This is a genomic window from Microbacterium sp. RU33B (genome assembly GCF_900155915.1).
GTDB lineage: Bacteria > Actinomycetota > Actinomycetes > Actinomycetales > Microbacteriaceae > Microbacterium.
In genome coordinates, this window is the sequence record NZ_FTPO01000002.1 from 231,365 (window position 1) to 249,485 (window position 18,121).

Consider the following 18,121-nt stretch of genomic DNA (forward strand, 5'->3'; position numbering starts at 1 on the left):
TTGGCGCACGTCCCACACGTGCACCTGGCGCTCAGCGAATAATCGCAGGTGATGGCCCTAGTTGTCAACCTGCGTCGACGGATCGAGCGTCTCGCGCAACTCTCTCTCGCTTCGGAGCTGCCTGCGACGCGTTCCCGACGTTATCCGCTGGCTCCGATTGCGGGGCCGGGCCTGTCGTGTCCTCCGGAACCCTTGGCGTGAGAAGAGCGCCAACGACCCGGGCATCCATCTCGTCGGCAGCCTCCAGAGTCGCCTGGATATCGGCGATACGGGTCACCGCTCTGGCGACCACAACGACAACGAGGTCGGATACGCGAAGGGCCGCCAGTTTGTCGGCGGTGCGTGTGGTGGGGGGCACATGCACGAGCTGGAGGACCCCGGGCGTCGCTGCGCCAGCGGAGTCCGCCAAGACCACCGTGGTCTCCACTCCGTTGTCTCGGAAGAGGGTGGCGCATGTGGCCGCGAGGGGCGAAGGCCACTCGGCTCCGCGTTCGTAGACGAAAGCGATCGATCGAGCTTCGTGCACACTAGCCACTCGAAGAAGCCGTTGAGTGGCAACCTCGATCGCGCCCATGGCGTCCGCGGGCTTGTCCCAGGATCCCAGGACGTCTACCTCGAGATCCCGGACGAGGTCACTGGCGCCGCGCACCGTCTTGCGCCGCGAGTGCGTGACGAATGCGGCGATCACACCGACCGCAAAGCCGGCGGCAACACCGGACGCTAGCGCGAGTGTGCGGGACGGCTCGACCGCCACGATTGTCATGGATGCAGGATTGAGAACCGATCCACCGGTCGTGTCCACACCTTCGAGAGAGCTGATCCGTGATAGCAGAGCTGCGATCTGAAGGTTCAGGATCTGCTGATCAGCACTGGCCTCAGAAGCGGCCGGGCTACCGGGAGGCTCCACGGACAGTCGTTCGATGGCCGTCGTAAGCTGCTGGCGAAGATCCCCGATGCGATCCCGGTCCCTCTGCACGACGCTGTCGATGCTAGCTGCGGCTTGGTCCGACCGCGCGGTGAGGTAGGCCTCCGCGAGCGCTCCAGCGCCGTCCCGAGCGCGAGATTCACGGTCAGCGCTGACGGCGATCGTCATCGTCGTGCTGTCAGCGCCAGCGGATACCGTTGTGCTCTTTCTCAGTTCGCTGGCGTTCCACTGCTCGCCCAAACTCTCGACAGCAAGGTTCGCGACTTTGAATGAGGAGGCGGTGACCGCCTCCGCCGTCATGTCGAGGATGTTGGATGCATTTCGGTTGGAAGCATAAGGGTCGGACGAGATCGGAAACACGGCGACGGTGGTCGTCGCGATGTACGTTTGCGGCACAGCCACCAGGTAGACCGCCGCGGCAAGGAGTCCCGCACCTGTAGTCGCGAGAATCATGGGCCAACGAGAAACCACGGCGGACCAATATCGTCCGAGGTCGATCGACGACTGCGCGCCGCGTACGTCTGTCATCTGCGTTTCCCCCAAAGCACGAACCGCAATTCTAACGGACCACATGCTGAAGGCCCGCTCGGTGCCGAGCGGGCCTTCAGCATGTGGTGGTCAGCGGGACGAGAGCACCGCCTGGCGCCACGCCTCTTTCGAGGGTCCGTCGAGAAGGCGCCAGTCCGCATCCCGCGTGGAGTGGAAATACGTCACGAAGAGGGCTCCGTTCTTCCTGCTGTAGTCCGCCACAGCGTTGAGCCATTCTGCGCGTTTGCTTCCGGTCGCGTCGCTGGGGATCTTGCGTGACCCCGTCTCGGCGATGGCGTAGGGCTTGCCGGCAGATTGTGCGACGCGCACGACCGAGTCGAAGAGGTCGGCAGGGGATGCGTAGTAGTCGCGTGTCGGGTCGTGGACACCGTTGTACGGATCGAACGCCATCACATCGATGACGTCTGCACCGGGATAGTAGGTGCGCCAGTCCCTCTTTGACGCGGCCACAGTCGTCCACTGCGTCAGGATCAAAGTCGGGTACATGTTCTTCTTGCACACCTCATCCGCGATGGCGTCGATGCGCTGCCATGCGCGACGGTACTGATCAGCGGTGAACTTCCCCTGGTCGATCATCGGTTCCGGCTCGTGGATGTAACTCCAGTAGATGGTGACATCCGCGGGAGCCTCCGTGAACCAGCGGCGGAACTCTGCGTCGTGCTTGCCAGACAGGACGTCTTGAGGCATAGGACGGAACGAGAGGACCAGATCGCGGCCCGCAATCATCGGAGCACGCGAGTGCGTCCACGCGAAAGGCATCCCGGGGTCGAACACGCGGACGATCGGGAGCTTTCCGAATAGTCCGTCAACCTCAGCCAACGCCTGAGCATGCGATTGACTGCCCGTGGAGATACTCGAGCCGAACTGAGTGCCCGTAGGAGCGGGTCTCGTGCACTTCTCCGGCGTTCCCGGTTGGGCGGGCAGCCCGGGCTCAGGATTTGTCGGGGGCACGGGCTGAGTAGGAGGGGCAGGCTCGACCGGGGGGACGACCGCGGTGGCATCGACGAGTGAGACCGAGTCGACACTCAGCAAGGACCTGCTCTGGTATCCCCAGAAGAGAACATTGATGTCGAGCGTGGAACCGGCGAATCGCGTGGTGAACTCCAGCGTGATCTGCGTCCACGATGTGCTGGAGAGCTTCACCCGCTTCTCATGCGTGTAACTCCCCCCGGCTGCGCTTTCGCGTGCCTTCACCGACGCCACGGCGTTCGGTTTGTCGGCCCGCACCCAGGCCGACAACGTGTAGCTCGTGCCCTTCGCGGCGTTCTTCACAGAGTCGAGGGCGTCATTCAGGACGACGGTCGAGAGGTCGGATGTACGCAGGACAGCGGCAGCGGAACCGTTCGGTCCCACGCTCTCAACTCCGAGCGAGTGCGCAGCCGGCTTATTGACCCGCCAACCCTGCGAGCCCTTCGAGAAATCGCCGTTCACGACGAGTTCACCGGGCGCAGAGGTTGCAGCCTGGGCGGAAGCAAGCGGGGTCAGGGTGAGGACGAGCAGGACTGCGGTGAGGACCGCTGTATGGAGACGCCAGGTTCTGGGCGCGCGATGATGGGCACTATGCATGGATCTCCTCGGGCAAGGATCCCGCGGCCGATAGCAGGCCAGCGGTGTATCAATTCGGGTACGGACTCTCCAGCGGCTATTGCGCGGAGGTCCTCGTGCAGGCTATGTGCAGCCCTAGGTCACTTCCGGCCCGATGAGAAGGGTCTCATACCGCTCTCACAATGCCGCGCGCCTCGAGAAGCTCCCGAATCTTCACTACGCACGCAGCAACTTCCGTGTTGGAAGTGTCGATCTGTAGATCCGCGTCGGAGGGAACTTCGTAAGGAGAATCGATGCCTGTGAAGTCGGGGATCAGACCGGCTCTCGCCTTTGCGTACAGGCCTTTTCGGTCCCTCGCTTCGGAGACCTCGAGCGACGTCGAAACGTGGACGAGAATGAACGGGTACTGCGGCTCGACCTTCGCCCTCATCTGGAGGCGAGACTCGGTGAACGGCGCGATGGGGGCGCATATTGCAAGCCCCCCACCCTCCGCAACCCGAGCGGCGACCCACGCCTGACGCTTCAGGTTCCGCTCGCGGTCCTGCCTTCCAAAACCCAGCTCTGAGGCCAGTTCTGCACGCACATGATCGCCATCCAGTAGCACGACGCCTTGACCCCCAGCGGCGCGCAAATCGTCGGCGAGGGCTCGGGCCACCGTGGACTTTCCCGCTCCGGAGAGACCCGTGAAGACGATCACTGCGCCGCGTTGAGAGGTCTCGATCGGGGCCAGCCGCCGATCAACGATCGAGGACGCCCCCGCAGCGCTCAGGATGGCCATGCTTCGGTCGCGACTCCCTGAGCCGAGATCTGACTCCGGCAGAAACGCGATCCGCGCGTCCGACATCAGAGTTGCACATTCGGAAAGCTGACGAAGAATCTCCAGCGAAGACCGACGGTCGCTCGACTCCTCCACGACGAAAGCGAGAGGCTCCGAGTGAGCGACGAGAGCGACGACATCGGCGGGTCGCAGGCGACCCCCGAACAGGACGACCTCCCTCCCGCTCAAAGCGTCCAGGCCGCCCAACCTGTGGCCCCGTGCGGGCCCGTGCTCCGGCGTGCGCAGACCCACCACAGGTCCCGCCAGCCACACTCCTGCCGAATCCGCTTTGTGCCCCTCGACGACGAGTTCTGCGAGCGGAGTGTTGTCGGGGTCGGCGATGCGCAGTCGACCGGCAGAAAAGGCAGTCTCGGCGACCGCCGCCTCGACCCTCAGGGACGCGGTGAGTCCCTCGCGATCCGCGGCCGGGAGCTTGTACGAGCGGTCCGCCCCCGCAATTCCCAGCAGAAGGAACTCCAGCGTTTCGAGTCGTTCACCTTCCAGCACCGCTTGAGGCACATTCACAGTCATGATCGAGGCCCGTTGGCAGGTCTTCTCGAGTCGTCCCCTGATTCAGGTCCGGGTGGCGGCGCTGCTTCTTTCTCATGTGGATCGCCGCTTTGCTGAGCCTGAGCACGTGCTTTGGCCGCTCGGGCTTCGCGCAACTCCGTGCTCGCCAGCGGTGGGAACCCGTAGTGGCGGCGGATCAGCATCCACACGACCGGGCCGAGCACGAGCGCCGAGATGAGGATGATCCCCGTGATCTCGTTGCTCACGCCGAGGAGCTTGAGACCCGACGCGAGCAGGACGAAGGCCAGCGCGCGCCGGATGATGCCGCCCGGCAGCCGTGCGGACAGCTGCGCTCCGATGAACGCACCGGGCACGCTGCCGATGATGAGCGGGATGGAGATGCCCATGTCGAGGTCGCCGTACATCGCGTGCGCGATCGCCGCGGAGGCGACGAGCGGCACGGCCTGGACCAGGTCGGTGCCGACGAGCTGACTGGCCTTGAGGCCGGGGTAGAGCAGCATGAGGCCGATGATGATGAGGGAGCCCGACCCCACGGAGGTCATGCCGACGATGAGGCCGCCCACGATGCCGAGGATGACGGTCGGGATGATCCTGACCCGCACCTCCGGTCGCTCCTGCGGGAGCGGTTCGCCTTTGCCGTCACGGGAGCGCGCACGCTCGACCAGGCGCATATAGGCCCGCACCATGAGCATCGTCGCCGTGAAGAGGATCGCACCGCCCAGCGCGTACTTGACGACCTCCTGCACCTGCTCGCCGTCGCCCAGGGCCTTGAGCACGAACACGCCGGCGAACGCAGAGGGCACGGAGCCGACGCAGAGCCAGCCGACGAGCTTGAGATTCACCGTTCCGCGGCGGAGGTGCACGAATCCACCCACGGGCTTCATGACGGCGCTGGCGACGAGATCGCTCGAGACGGCCGTCAGCGGAGAGACTCCGAAGAACAGCACGAGCATGGGCGTCATGAGCGCGCCGCCGCCCATCCCCGTCAATCCGACGACGATGCCGACGGCGAATGCGCCGATGATGAGGCCCCAGTCCATGTCTGGCATTGTTCCACAGCGTCACAAGGGCAGTTCGCCGTTCGCGTCGGCCGCGCTCTCTTGTAGGGTGTAGCCGGGGACTCATGCTCTGGGGGCATGTACTTCTGCCATCGCTGTGCTGGGGCGCAGCGGGTTCGGCAGTTCTGTCGTGCGCGGCATCCCCTTCACACCTGATCGGATCCTTGGGGGACATGATCGACGACAACGAACTCGCAGCCGAACTGGCGCGCGATGCGGGAGCACGGCTCCTCGAAGTGCAGAGGTCGGCCGAGCCGGCCGAGATCGGAACCGCGGCTCTGAAGGATCGCGGCGACCGCGTGAGCCAGGAGTTCCTCGCGACTGCTCTCACCGAGCACCGCGCGGACGACGCCGTGCTTTCCGAGGAAGCCGCGGACGACTCCGCCCGCCTCAGCGCTGATCGGGTGTGGATCATCGATCCGCTCGACGGAACGCGGGAGTTCTCCGAGAACCGGCACGACTGGGCCGTCCACGTCGCGCTCTGGGAGCGGGGCGAGCTCGCGGCCGGCGCCGTGTCCCTCCCCGCCGAAGACATCGTCCTCTCCGCCGCCGATGCAGCCCAGGAATGGGAGCGCCCCGCGCGCATCCGCCTCGCCGTCTCGCGCAGCCGTGCGTCGGCGCTCGTGCAGGCGCTCGCCGAAGAACTGGACGCCGAACTCGTTCCGATGGGGTCGGCCGGCTTCAAGGTCGCCGCGGTCGTCCGCGGCGATGTGGATGCCTACGTCCACACCGGCGGTCAGTACGAATGGGACTCCGCCGCACCGGTCGCCGTCGCGCGTGCGGCCGGCCTCTTCACGTCTCGCGTCGACGGCTCCCCGTTGGAGTACAACCGCGAGAACCCGTACCTACCCGACTTGGTAGTCTGCAATCCCCTGCTCGCGGACGATCTGCTGCGCCGCCTCGACGCACTCATGGAGAGGGAATCCTGATGAGCGAATTCGCCGACGCCCCCCGTTACGGGCTCACCCAGCTGGACTATCTCGAAGCGGAGGCGATCTTCATCATCCGCGAGATCGTCGCGGAGAACGAGCGTCCCGCCATGCTGTTCTCCGGCGGCAAGGACTCGATCGTGATGCTGCACCTCGCGATCAAGGCCTTCGCTCCGGCATCCGTTCCGTTCCCGGTGGTGCACGTCGACACGGGCCACAACTTCGACGAGGTGCTCGAGTACCGCGATCGCAAGGTGGCCGAGCTCGGTGTGCGCCTCATCGTGGGATCGGTGCAGGACGCCATCGACGCCGGACGCGTGCGCGAAGAGCCGAACGGCTCGCGCAACCGCATCCAGACCCCCGTGCTGCTCCAGACCGCGGAAGACCACGGCCTCACCGCCCTCATGGGCGGCGCGCGCCGCGACGAGGAGAAGGCCCGCGCAAAGGAGCGCGTCTTCTCGTTCCGCGACGAGTTCGGCCAGTGGGACCCGAAGAACCAGCGCCCGGAGCTGTGGTCGCTCTACAACGGCCGCATCCACAACGGCGAGAGCATCCGCTGCTTCCCGCTGTCGAACTGGACCGAGCTCGACATCTGGGAGTACATCGCGCGCGAGGGCATCGAGATCCCCTCGATCTACTACGCCCACGAGCGCGAGGTCTTCCTGCGCAACGGCATGTACATGGCCGTCAACCAGCACTGCCAGCCCAAGGCCGGCGAAGAGACCTTCGTCGAGACGGTGCGCTACCGCACCGTCGGCGACGCCACCCTGACCGCGGCCGTGCTCTCCCCCGCGAAGACGGCCGAAGAGGTCGTCCAGGAAGTCGCATCGACGCGCATCACCGAGCGCGGGGCGACCCGCGGCGACGACCGGGTCAGCGAGGCTGCGATGGAAGACCGCAAGAAGGAAGGGTACTTCTGATGGACATCCTGCGATTCGCGACGGCCGGTTCCGTCGACGACGGCAAGAGCACGCTCATCGGGCGCCTCCTCTACGACTCCAAGTCGATCTTCACGGATCAGCTCGAGGCCGTGGAGCGCACGAGCGAGCAGCGCGGCGACTCCTACACCGACCTGGCTCTGCTGACCGACGGCCTGCGCGCCGAACGCGAGCAGGGCATCACGATCGATGTCGCCTACCGCTACTTCTCGACTCCGCTGCGGAAGTTCATCATCGCGGACACCCCCGGTCACATCCAGTACACGCGCAACATGGTGACCGGCGCCTCGACGGCGGACCTCGCCATCATCCTGATCGACGCCCGCAAGGGCCTGCTCGAGCAGAGCCGCCGCCACGCGACGATCGTGTCGCTGCTGCGCGTCCCGCACGTCGTGCTCGCCATCAACAAGATGGACCTCGTCGACTGGTCGCAGGACGTGTACGAGGAGATCAGCGCGGACTTCCAGGAGTTCGCCGCACGCCTCGACTTCTCCGACGTCACGGCGATCCCGATGTCGGCCCTCACCGGCGACAACGTCGTCGAGCGGTCGGCGCACATGCCCTGGTACGAGGGCTCCGCCCTGCTGCACCACCTCGAGCACGTCTACATCGCCAGCGACCGCAACCTCGTCGACGTGCGCTTCCCCGTGCAGACGGTCATCCGGCCCCAGAACGGCCGCGGCGACTACCGAGGCTTCGCGGGTCAGCTCGTCAGCGGCGTGATCCGTCCGGGCGACGAGATCATCGCCCTTCCGAGCGGTCTGCCCAGCCGGGTGCGCTCCGTGAGCACCGCCGACGGCGAGCTCACCGAGGCCTTCCCGCCGATGTCGATCACGGTCCAGCTCGAGGACGAAGTCGACATCTCCCGCGGCGACATGCTGAGCAGGCCCAACAACCAGCCGGAGGCGATGCAGGACATCGACGCGATGGTGTGCTGGATGGACCCCACGGCGATGACCATCGGGGCGAAGTACGCGCTCAAGCACACGACGCGCACCGTGCGCGCTCTGGTGAAGGGCATCCAGTACGAGCTCGACATCAACTCGCTCCAGCGCGAGCCCGAGCCGGGTTCGCTTCCGCTGAACGGGATCGGACGCGTCACGCTGCGCACGACGCTCCCGCTCATGGTCGACCCGTATCGCCGCAACCGTCAGACCGGATCGTTCATCCTGATCGACGAGGCGAGCAACCGCACCGTCGGCGCGGGGTTCATCACCGAGAACTGACGCGGGTGGCGTCCTACAGCTCGCCGGGGGCCATGGCCTGATCGTCGAGGCTCTCCAGCGACCGACGGACGGTCGACTTCTTGGCGGACGGCGTACGCGGCGCGTAGACCACCAGCGAGTGGAAGACGAACCGCACGATGAACGCGAGCACGAGGGTGATGGCGGTCGCCACGACCGCCGTGAGGTGGCCGGTGTTGACCATCAGCGCGACGATGGGGATGCGCACGAGCAGCTCGACGTTGTTGAACGTGAACGACTTCGCGAAGCGGCTCCAGACACCGGATGCCTCGCCCGTCATGTCGCGGAAGACGAACCGCTCCTGCAGGACGAAGTTGCCGAGGATCGTGGCCTCGGCGGCGATCACGGCCGCCGGGAGGTAGTGCATCCCGAAGGACGTCAGCGCCCAGACGATCCCGAGGTTGACGAGCGCGCCGAGCCCGCCGATCACGGCGAACAGCGACATCTTGCCGAACCTCAGGGCCGTCAGCTGCGCGAGGAAGTGCATGCCCTGCCGGAACGACGCCTTCGAATCGCCGGCGTGGCGCGGTGCGAAGCGGAACGGAACTTCGGCGACCCGCATGCTCCGGCGCGCGAGCATCTCGAGCAGGATCTTGAAGCCGCGCGGGCGGAGCCCTCCGATGTCGATCCGGGAGCGGTCGACGGCGAAGAAGCCCGTCATCGGGTCGGTGACGTCTTTCAGCCGGATCGGGAACATCGCCTTCGTGATCGCCGTCGACGTGGCCGAGACCGCCACCCGTGCTCGGTCGGCGAGCCCCGTCGCCGCGCCTCCGCCGACGTACCGCGATGCCACGACCACGTCGACATCCCCCTGCCGGATGCGCTCGTACAGCTCGGGGATCTTCTCAGGCGGATGCTGGAGGTCGCCATCCATCACGACGCAGACGTCGGCCCGTGCATCTCGGATGCCTTCGAGCACCGCGCCGCCCAGCCCGCCTGTCGGACTGTCGCGATGGATCAGCCGGACAGGGATGGCGGCGCTGCGCGCGGCCTCCCGCACGACGTCGGGCGTGTCATCCGTGCTGTCGTCGACGAACAGGAGTTCCGCATCGACACCGTCGACGGCTGCGCAGACGCGCCGAACCAGCTCCGCGACGTTGGGAGCCTCGTTGAAGGTGGGCACGATGATGGTGAGTTGCATGTCCTGTGTCCGGCTGAGCGTCAGTTCCGTGTGACGTCCATCGTTTCACGCGAATCCGGGAGCGGCGCGCGTCCGGGGCGTCAGCGTCTGCGGTACGCGTCGTCGACGTCGAGAAGGGTCTGCACTTCGGTCGGGAGTCGTCCTGCGACGAGATCGGCGATCGTGACGCTCTCGAGGACGGCCCGGATGCTGGCGCGGAGCGCGACCCACACATCGCGCAGAGGTTCGGCCGGGCCGTCGTAGCGCATCGCTTCGGGCGCCAGCCCCCGGACGGCCGCGAGCGGGCCGTCGACGGCGCGGACGACATCCGCGATCGACACCGTCTCGGCCGGACGCGCCAGGACGTACCCGCCTCCGGAGCCGCGCAGCGCCACCACGATGCCGGCCTTCTTCAGGTCGCTGAGGATCGCTTCGAGGAACTTCGCCGGGATGTCCTGCGCCTCCGCGAGCTCGACCCGCGTGGCACTCCCGGTGCGCGCCGCCAGCTCAGCGAGCGCGCGGACTGCGTAGTCTGCGCGTGCTGTGATCTGCACTCTGCATCACCGCCCCGACGATCTCCGCCCACTCTAGTCGGAGCGACCGAGCGGGCGGAGTCGAGGGCGTGAGGGCTCAGAGCCGCACGGAGCCGAGCCCGCGCCGCCGTCGGATGCCGTTGGCGATCGACGAGAAGACGCCGTCGACGAGCATCCCGATGATGAGGATCACGATCATGACGGCCAGCAGCGTCGGGGCGTCCGCGAAGCTGCGGGCGTTCGAGAGGAGCACGCCGAGCGCCGTCACCTGCGAGATCGTCACGAGCAGCTCGCCCGCCAACAGCGAACGCCACGCGAACGCCCAGCCCTGCTTCAGGCCCGCGACGTAGGTCGGCAGGGCCGCGGGCAGGATCACGAAGCGGAGCATCTGGAATCCGCGCGCGCCGAGCGTGTGACCCGCACGCAGCAGCGACGGCGGCACGTCGTCGATGCCCGAGATGAGGCCGTTCGCGATCGACGGCGCCGCCCCGAGGACGATGACGAACAGGATCGCCTGCTCGGTGAGCCCGAAGAACAGGATCGCGAGGGGGAACCACGCGATCGAGGGCATGGTCTGCAGGCCCGACAGCAGGGCGCCGATCGCCGACCGCAGGATGCGCGACCGGGCGACGGCGGCACCGAGGACCGTGCCGATCACGAGGGCGACGGCGAAGCCGAAGACCGCGCGGGTCATCGTGGTCGCCACGCCCACCCAGAACGAGGGCTCGGTGGCGAGCTCGCCCAGGCGGGTGATGACGGTGAGCGGGTCGGGGAGCACGTACGACGGCTTGACTCCCGCGAGCACCAGCGCCTGCCAGGCGACGAGGACGATCGCGACCGCCAGCAGCGGCGGCCACGACTTCGCCCAGATCCTCCGGCCCAGCGGCGTCCCGCGCCGCTCCTTCACGACCACGGCCGGAGTCTTCACCGGCGGGGTGGTCGGACGTTCGACGACGGCGGTCATGCTGCCTTCTCCTCTTTCGATCCGGCCTGCTCATCGAGCAGATCGTGGAGGTAGGCGGCACGCACCGCGATCTCCGCATCGTCCATGCGGCGCGGTCGCGCCAGTTCGACGTCGAGCTCGCTCGCCACCCGACCGGGGCCGGGCTGCATCAGGATCACGCGGTCGCCCAGTCGCACCGCCTCGCGCACGTTGTGCGTGACGAAGAGGACGGTGAGCGCCCGCTCCGCGGCGATCCGCTCGATCTCGTCGTGCATCGCGTCGCGGGTGATCGCATCGAGCGCGGCGAAGGGCTCGTCCATGAGCAGGACCTGGCAGTCCTGGGCGAGCGTGCGGGCGAGGGCGACCCGCTGGCGCATGCCGCCGGAGAGCTCGTGGGGTCGCTTCTTCTGCACGCCCGGCAGGCGCACGACGTCGAGGAGCTCGGCGACGCGAGCGCTCCACGTCGACCGGGGAACCCCCGAGAGCCGCAGCGCGAGCTCGATGTTGCCCTGGACGGTGAGCCACGGGAAGAGCCCGGAGTCCTGGAACATCATCCCGACACGGCGGCCGCCGTGGTCGATCGTCCCGGCGGTGGGCTCCTCCAGTCCGGCCACGAGTGACAGGAGCGTGCTCTTGCCGCATCCCGAACGACCCAGGAAGCAGACGAACTCACCTTCGTGCACGACCATGTCGACATCCGAGAGGGCGAGGACCGGGGAGCGGCCGTACCGCATCGAGAGGTGCTCGATGCGGACGGCGGCAGGTGCCGTCGAGGTGCTCATTCGTCGTCCACCGTGTTCTCGCCGCGCTCCTTCAGCAGCGCGTTGAGGGGGTCGAGCACGTAGAGGCCGTCCAGATCGGTCTCCTCGAGGAGCCCGAGGTCGATCGCGTGCTGCGCCTGCTCCCGGAGGGTCGCCGGCAGCGGATCGGCGGTGAACACGACGTTCTCCCACGCCTTCGCGAGCTGGTCGGCCTTGGGCGTGGACCCGGAGATCTTCCCGATCTCCGTGGCGACGGTCGCCTGCGCCGCAGCCGGGTCTGCCTCGATGCTGTCGATCGTGTCGAGGAGGCCCGCGAGGAACGCCTCCACGGCGTCGGGGTGCTCCTGGAGGAACTGCGTGCGGACGATGACGTTCGTGGTGACGAACTGGCCGCCCTCCCACAGGTCGGGCTCGTTCACGAGCACGTGGGCGCCCGCTTCCTCCACCATGCGGGTGGCCCACGGCTCCGGAACCCAGGCGCCGTCGATGTCGCCGATCTGCAGTGCGGTGAGGGCCGTCGCGTTGTCCTGCGGCTGGATCTGGACGTCGCCGCCGCCTTCCGTATCGGTGGAGAAGCCCTCCTCCTTCAGCCAGTGGCGTGCGGCGACGTCCTGCGTGTTGCCGAGGCTCGGCGTGGCGATGGTCATGCCCTCGAGGTCGGCGGGCGTGTCGATCCCTTCGCGCACGACGAGCGCGGCGCCGTTGGCGGCTGCGCCCGCGATGACGTGGAGCGCCTGGCCGTTGCTCTTCTGCCAGCCGGTGACCGTCGGGCTCGGGCCGATGAAGCCGATGTCGATGCCTCCGGCGAACAGCGCCTCGATCTCCTCGGTGCCCGAGTTGAACGTCGCGGTCTCGATGGTGACGTCGTCGCCGAACGACGATTGGAACTGACCGTCGGCGAGCCCGATGATGGCGGGCGCGTGCGTCACGTTCGGGAAGTAGCCGATCCTGACGGTGTCGACCGACAGACCGTCCTCCTCGGCCGCCCCCGCGGCCGGCTCGGTGGTGCCCCCGGCGCACGCCGAGAGTGTGAAAGCGCCGATGGCGACAGCCGCCACGGCGAGCATGCGGAATGAACGCATTCGTGAATCCCCAGTCTCCGGCCCCCAAGCCGGTTCGAATGTATAGGGAATTAATACCACAGATTTGGTGTGGTTTATAGGGATAGTAGTCTTCGGGCGACACAGAGCCGTCCACCCTCCCCCCAGCATCCGTCCACGACAATGGAGTCATGACTTCGAACGACTCCCCCACCATCACGATGTTCGGCGCCGACTGGTGCCGCGACTGCGTCCGCACGAAGAAGCAGCTCGACGAGCTCGGCATCGCGTACGAGTACGTCGATCTCGTCGCCGTGCCCGAGGCCGCCGACGTCGCGCGCGAGATCTCCGGACGCACCAACATCCCCGTCGTCGTGTACCCGGATGCCAGCCACCACGTCGAGCCGTCGAACGCCGACGTCGAGACGAAGCTCCGCGAGCTCGCCCTCATCTGATGCGCGTCGACGCCGCTCAGTAGGCTGAGGCTCGTGGACGGCGTCGAGCACAACACCCGCACGATCGAAGGGTCGGTCGTCACCGACTTCACCGACCGCATGAGCTACGGGGGCTACCTCGAGCTCGACACGCTGCTCTCCGCGCAGCATCCGCTGTCGGATCCGGAGCACCCCGACGAACTGCTGTTCATCGTGCAGCATCAGACCACCGAGCTGTGGCTCAAGCTCGTGCTCCACGAGCTCGGGGCGGCGTGCGCCTACCTCCGCGCCGATCAGCTGGCCCCCGCGCTGAAGTGCATCGCGCGGGTCAAGCACATCCAGAAGACGCTGACCGAGCAGTGGTCGGTGCTCGCGACGCTGACGCCCGCCGAGTACGCGCAGTTCCGCGGTGTGCTCGGCAATGCGAGCGGGTTCCAGTCCGCGCAGTACCGCGCGGTCGAGTTCACGCTCGGCAACAAGAACGCCGCGATGCTGAAGGTGTTCGAGGGCGACCCGGCCACCCACGCCCTCGTCTCCGCGGCGCTGACGGCGCCGAGTCTGTACGACGAGTTCCTGCGGATGCTCGCCCGCTCGGGTTACGCGATCCCGGAGGCGGTGCTCGACCGCGACGTCACGAAGGCGTGGGAGTTCACCCCCGAGCTCGTGCCGGTCCTCACGGCGATCTACGAGGACCCGCAGGCGAACTGGGCCGCGTACGAGACGTGCGAGGAGCTGGTCGATCTGGAGGACAACTTCCAGTTCTGGCGGTTCCGGCACCTCAAGACGGTCGAGCGGATCATCGGCTTCAAGACGGGCACGGGCGGCTCGAGCGGCGTGCCGTTCCTCCAGCGCGCGCTGAGCCTCACGTTCTTCCCCGAGCTCTTCTCGGTGCGGACCGAGATCCGCGACAGTCCGCACCGGGAGACGCCGTGATCGACGCATCCGCCCTGCGCCATCTCGTCGGGGCGGATGCCACGCCCTGCCGTCGCGCTCTCACGGGCGAGCACGGCGTCGCCCTTCCGCCTTTCGTCGACCATCACGTGCACCTGCACCTCATCGACGCGCACGCACTGGCCGAGGGCGGCATCGCCGGTGTGGTCGACCTCGGCGGCGATCCCGTCGCGCTCGCGCAGCTGCCGAAGGGTGCCATGCCGCACGTGGCATATGCCGGAGCCTTCCTCACGGCGCCCGGCGGCTACCCGGTCGGCCGCTCGTGGGCGCCGACCGCGATCTCCCGGGAGGTGACGGATGCCTCGCTGCATCCCGGCGTCTCCGGAGGCGCCGCCACAGCGGTCGACGAGCAGGCGGCCTTCGGGGCATCCGTCGTCAAGGTCGCCCTCAACGCGGACGCCGGTCCGGTGCTCGATGCCGTCGTGCTCGCCGCCGTGGTCCGAGCCGCCGACGGGCACTCCCTGCCGGTCGTCGCGCACGTGGAGGGGGACGGGATGACGCGACGGGCGCTCGACGCGGGTGTCTCCGCCCTCGCCCACACCCCGTACAGCGAGACGGTGCCGGAGGCGGTCGCGGCAGAGGCGGTGGCACTCGGGCAGGTGTGGATCTCGACGCTGTCGATCCACGACGACTCCGACCGCGCACGCGCGACCCGCAACCTCGCCGGCTTCGCGAATGCCGGGGGGCGCGTGCTCTACGGCACGGATCTCGGCAACGGCGACCGCGACGTCGGCATCCAGCGCGACGAGCTCTCGGCGCTCGACGCCGCCGGCATCCGGGGCTCCGCCCTGATCGCCGCCCTGACCGACCCGTGGCCGCTCGACCACCGCGCGCACGGCATCGCGACCTTCGTTCCCGGCGACATCCCCACGACACTCGACGACGTTCCCGCGTGGCTGGCGCGCGCCACCGTCGTCCCCGACGAGGAGCTCCTCCGCGATGACACCTGACCCCTGGGACGCCGAGGCGCAGCGCCTCGACGCCGCCGATCCGCTCCACGGCTTCCGCGACCGCTTCGTGGGCTCGGAGACCCCGCTCGTGTACTTCGACGGCAATTCGCTCGGGCGCCCGCCGAAGGCGACCGTTGACCGTCTTCCGGCCTTCGTGGCCGAGCAGTGGGGCGGGCGCCTCATCCGCGGCTGGGACGAATCGTGGATGTCGCTGCCGTTCGAGATCGGCGACGAGATCGGCCGGTCGGTGATCGGCGCAGCGCCGGGTCAGACCGTCGTCGGCGACTCGACGACCGTGCTGCTGTACAAGCTCCTGCGCGCCGCGTTCGACGCCCGGCACGCGGAGGACCCCGCGCGAGTCGAGATCGTCGTGGACCGCGACAACTTCCCGACCGACCGCTACCTGGTCGAGGGCATCGCCGCCGAGCGGGGCGGACGCGTCCGCTGGATCGACGTCGACCTGTCGGCTGGCGTCACCGCCGACGGGCTCGCCGCCGCCGTCGGACCCGAGACCGCGGTCGTGCTGCTGTCGCAGGTCGCCTACCGCTCGGGCTTCCTGGCGGACACCGCGACCCTCACGCGGATCGCGCACGACGCGGGCGCGCTCACGGTCTGGGACCTCTGCCACTCGGCCGGATCGGTGCCCGTCGCCCTCGACGAGTGGGGCGTCGACCTCGCGGTCGGCTGCACGTACAAGTACCTCAACGGCGGGCCGGGCTCGCCCGCGTTCGCCTACGTCGCCGGCCGGCTGCAGGCATCCCTCGCCCAGCCGATCCAGGGATGGATGGGCGCCGCCGACGTCTTCTCGATGGGGCCCGTCTACGCCCCCGCCGACGGCATGCGCCGGTTCCTGTCGGGCACCCCGCCCATCATCGGGATGCTGGCCATGCAGGACACGCTCGCGATGATCGCGGATGCCGGCATCGAGGCGATCCGCGCGAAGTCGACCGCGCTGACGGAGTTCGCCGTGCGCCTGTCCGACGAGCTGCTGGCTCCGCTCGGCGTCGCGGTCGCGTCTCCCCGCGACCCCGCATTCCGCGGCGGGCATGTGACGCTCTCGCATCCGTCGATGCGCGAGGTGACCGCCCGGCTGTGGGAGCACGACGTCATCCCCGACTATCGCGACCCCGGCGGACTGCGCATCGGACTGTCTCCGCTGTCGACGTCGTTCGCCGAGGTGGTCGACGGGATGCGGGCCGTGGAGCGCGCCGTCCGCGGCCTCTCCGGCACGTAACTCCTCACGCTCGGGAGATGGTCGGCGCGTCGCCGGCGCGGCGCGCCCCGTCCGCACCGTTCGTGAGGAGTCGTGCGCAGTGGGCGCCGCGCATTCCACCGGCGTCGACCGCAGTACGCTGGCCCGCATGAGCAACGCTGCTCGGCGCGATCCCGACGCGCCCGCCGCCCCCCGCACCCGCCTGTCATCCGCGACGATCGCGCGCTACGCCACCGGATCGCTCGGCACGGGCGGGTTCGCGACCCTGCCCGGGCTCGTGCTGACGTACTACCTGACCGACAGCCTCGGCGTGGCCGCGCTGCTGGCGGGGGTCGTCATCACCGTCGCGAAGATCTGGGACGTCGTCATCGATCCCGTGATCGGGGCCCTCAGCGATCGCGACCTGCTCCGTCACGGCAGCCGTCGACGGCTCATGATCATCGGAGCCGTCGCGCTTCCGGTGTTCTTCGCGCTCACGTTCGCCGCACCGCCGGCGCTCGGCCCGACGGTCGGCGCGGTCTGGGTGCTCGTGGCCTTCGTGCTGACGGCGACGGCGTTCAGCCTGTTCCAGGTGCCGTACATCGCGCTGCCCGCCGAACTGACCCCGAGCTACGACGAGCGCACGCGCCTGCTGTCGTGGCGCGTCGTCGTGCTGACCTTCGCGATCCTCCTGTTCGGCGCGGGTGGCCCCGCCCTCCGCGGGCTCACCGACGATCCGACGCTCGGATACCTCGTGATGGGTGTCATCGCGGGCGTGGTCATCGCGGTCGGGATGCTGGTCTCCACGGCCGTCGCGCGGCGGACGGTCGTCCCTTCGACAGGCTCAGGGCGCGGGACGGGAGGACCGGGAAACGCGACGGGAGGGGCCGCGGCGATCGCGCGGACGAGCATCCGGGACCACTACGCCGCCGGCATCCGCACCCTCCGCCGCAGCGCGCCCTTCCGCGCACTGCTCGCCACCTTCCTGCTGCAGGCCCTCGCGACGGGGCTCATGCTTGCCGGTGCGCAGTACGTCGCGACGTGGGTGCTGCGGTCGGAGGATGCCATCCAGCTCCTCTTCCTCGCTCTGATCGCCCCGGCCCTCCTCGCCGCACCGCTGTGGGGCGTCGCCGCGAAGCGCGTCGGCAAGGAGCGCACCTTCGCCGTGGCGAGCATCGCCTTCGCGGTCGCGGCGCTCACGATCGTCGGGGCGGTGTGGGCGCCGGGAGCCTGGATCTACGCGCCGGTGGCGATCGCCGGCATCGCGTACGCGGGCATGCAATCGCTTCCGATGGCGATGCTCCCCGACGTCATCTCGCACGACGAGCGCACGACCGGACCCGGCCAGGCGGGGTCGTTCAGCGGTGTCTGGACCGCCGGCGAGACCGTGGGCTTCGCCCTCGGCGCGACGACGCTCTCGATCATCCTCGCCCTCACCGGCTACGTGTCGTCGACGGCGGGCGAGACCGTCACGCAGTCGCCGACCGCCGTCACCGGCATCGTGCTGAGTTTCAGCATCGTGCCCGCCGCCCTCATCGCCGTCAGCCTGCTGACGCTCTCGCGGTACCGCCTGCGTCGAGCGGACGTCGAGGGCGATACCCGGTAGCGGATGCCGTGGCATCCGGTTCCAGCGGGACGACCGGTGCCGCGGCGTATGCTGA

17 protein-coding genes are annotated in these 18,121 nt (G+C 68.3%); 8 read left to right on the forward strand and 9 right to left on the reverse strand.

The window, feature by feature from the left end:
* Positions 1-64 precede the first annotated feature (64 nt).
* From B0B14_RS10755 to B0B14_RS10770, 4 genes are all read right to left on the reverse strand, one after another.
* Complete coding sequence (locus tag B0B14_RS10755) at positions 65-1,498, reverse strand: Wzz/FepE/Etk N-terminal domain-containing protein (protein ID WP_083710551.1); 1,434 nt, start codon at positions 1,496-1,498, stop codon at positions 65-67.
* 45 nt (positions 1,499-1,543) lie between these two features.
* Positions 1,544-3,040 carry a carbohydrate binding domain-containing protein gene (locus tag B0B14_RS10760; RefSeq protein ID WP_083710552.1) on the reverse strand — a complete coding sequence of 499 codons (1,497 nt, stop codon included), beginning with the start codon at positions 3,038-3,040 and terminating at the stop codon, positions 1,544-1,546.
* A 145-nt stretch (positions 3,041-3,185) separates the two neighbouring features.
* The gene (cysC, locus tag B0B14_RS10765) at positions 3,186-4,367 is read right to left on the reverse strand and encodes an adenylyl-sulfate kinase (protein ID WP_083710553.1); all 1,182 of its coding nucleotides are present in this window, start codon (positions 4,365-4,367) and stop codon (positions 3,186-3,188) included.
* Positions 4,364-5,407 (reverse strand): sulfite exporter TauE/SafE family protein, encoded by a 1,044-nt coding sequence (locus B0B14_RS10770; protein ID WP_076681575.1) that lies wholly within the window; start codon positions 5,405-5,407, stop codon positions 4,364-4,366. Before B0B14_RS10770 ends, cysC begins: the two co-directional genes overlap by 4 nt.
* Positions 5,408-5,598: 191 nt before the next feature.
* Between B0B14_RS10770 and B0B14_RS10775 the strand changes: the two genes are divergently transcribed.
* Genes B0B14_RS10775 through cysN form a run of 3 tightly spaced genes read left to right on the forward strand, consistent with a single transcriptional unit; the run spans position 5,599 to position 8,518 of the window.
* A complete protein-coding gene (locus B0B14_RS10775) occupies positions 5,599-6,354 on the forward strand; it encodes a 3'(2'),5'-bisphosphate nucleotidase CysQ (RefSeq protein ID WP_179085310.1) in 756 nt (251 codons plus the stop codon).
* Positions 6,354-7,274 carry a sulfate adenylyltransferase subunit CysD gene (cysD, locus tag B0B14_RS10780; RefSeq protein ID WP_076681577.1) on the forward strand — a complete coding sequence of 307 codons (921 nt, stop codon included), beginning with the start codon at positions 6,354-6,356 and terminating at the stop codon, positions 7,272-7,274. The genes B0B14_RS10775 and cysD overlap by 1 nt, the downstream gene beginning before the upstream one ends.
* Positions 7,274-8,518: a sulfate adenylyltransferase subunit CysN gene (cysN, locus tag B0B14_RS10785; protein WP_076681578.1), complete on the forward strand. Its 1,245-nt coding sequence runs from the start codon at positions 7,274-7,276 to the stop codon at positions 8,516-8,518. Before cysD ends, cysN begins: the two co-directional genes overlap by 1 nt.
* 13 nt (positions 8,519-8,531) lie before the next feature.
* Here the strand turns inward: cysN and B0B14_RS10790 are convergent, their stop codons facing one another.
* The 5 genes from B0B14_RS10790 to B0B14_RS10810 all read right to left on the reverse strand — a co-directional run bounded on the left by B0B14_RS10790 (position 8,532) and on the right by B0B14_RS10810 (position 12,975).
* A complete protein-coding gene (locus B0B14_RS10790; protein WP_076681582.1) occupies positions 8,532-9,677 on the reverse strand; it encodes a glycosyltransferase in 1,146 nt (381 codons plus the stop codon).
* 80 nt (positions 9,678-9,757) lie between these two features.
* Positions 9,758-10,210 (reverse strand): RrF2 family transcriptional regulator, encoded by a 453-nt coding sequence (locus tag B0B14_RS10795; protein WP_076681587.1) that lies wholly within the window; start codon positions 10,208-10,210, stop codon positions 9,758-9,760.
* 76 nt (positions 10,211-10,286) lie between these two features.
* Entirely contained in the window at positions 10,287-11,153 is an 867-nt protein-coding gene (locus B0B14_RS10800; RefSeq protein WP_076681589.1) for an ABC transporter permease, read from the reverse strand.
* The gene (locus B0B14_RS10805) at positions 11,150-11,914 is read right to left on the reverse strand and encodes an ABC transporter ATP-binding protein (protein ID WP_076681591.1); all 765 of its coding nucleotides are present in this window, start codon (positions 11,912-11,914) and stop codon (positions 11,150-11,152) included. The genes B0B14_RS10800 and B0B14_RS10805 overlap by 4 nt, the downstream gene beginning before the upstream one ends.
* A complete protein-coding gene (locus B0B14_RS10810; RefSeq protein ID WP_076681594.1) occupies positions 11,911-12,975 on the reverse strand; it encodes an ABC transporter substrate-binding protein in 1,065 nt (354 codons plus the stop codon). The genes B0B14_RS10805 and B0B14_RS10810 overlap by 4 nt, the downstream gene beginning before the upstream one ends.
* A gap of 149 nt (positions 12,976-13,124) precedes the next feature.
* Between B0B14_RS10810 and B0B14_RS10815 the strand changes: the two genes are divergently transcribed.
* From B0B14_RS10815 to B0B14_RS10835, 5 genes are all read left to right on the forward strand, one after another.
* Positions 13,125-13,388 carry a glutaredoxin family protein gene (locus tag B0B14_RS10815; RefSeq protein WP_076681599.1) on the forward strand — a complete coding sequence of 88 codons (264 nt, stop codon included), beginning with the start codon at positions 13,125-13,127 and terminating at the stop codon, positions 13,386-13,388.
* A gap of 33 nt (positions 13,389-13,421) precedes the next feature.
* Complete coding sequence (gene kynA, locus B0B14_RS10820) at positions 13,422-14,300, forward strand: tryptophan 2,3-dioxygenase (RefSeq protein ID WP_256714363.1); 879 nt, start codon at positions 13,422-13,424, stop codon at positions 14,298-14,300.
* Positions 14,297-15,268, forward strand: a complete 972-nt coding sequence (locus B0B14_RS10825; RefSeq protein WP_076681605.1) for an amidohydrolase family protein — start codon at positions 14,297-14,299, stop codon at positions 15,266-15,268. Before kynA ends, B0B14_RS10825 begins: the two co-directional genes overlap by 4 nt.
* Positions 15,258-16,502 carry a kynureninase gene (locus B0B14_RS10830; RefSeq protein WP_076681608.1) on the forward strand — a complete coding sequence of 415 codons (1,245 nt, stop codon included), beginning with the start codon at positions 15,258-15,260 and terminating at the stop codon, positions 16,500-16,502. The genes B0B14_RS10825 and B0B14_RS10830 overlap by 11 nt, the downstream gene beginning before the upstream one ends.
* 127 nt (positions 16,503-16,629) lie before the next feature.
* Positions 16,630-18,066, forward strand: coding sequence for an MFS transporter (locus B0B14_RS10835; RefSeq protein ID WP_076682659.1), 1,437 nt, complete (start codon positions 16,630-16,632; stop codon positions 18,064-18,066).
* Positions 18,067-18,121 lie beyond the last annotated feature (55 nt).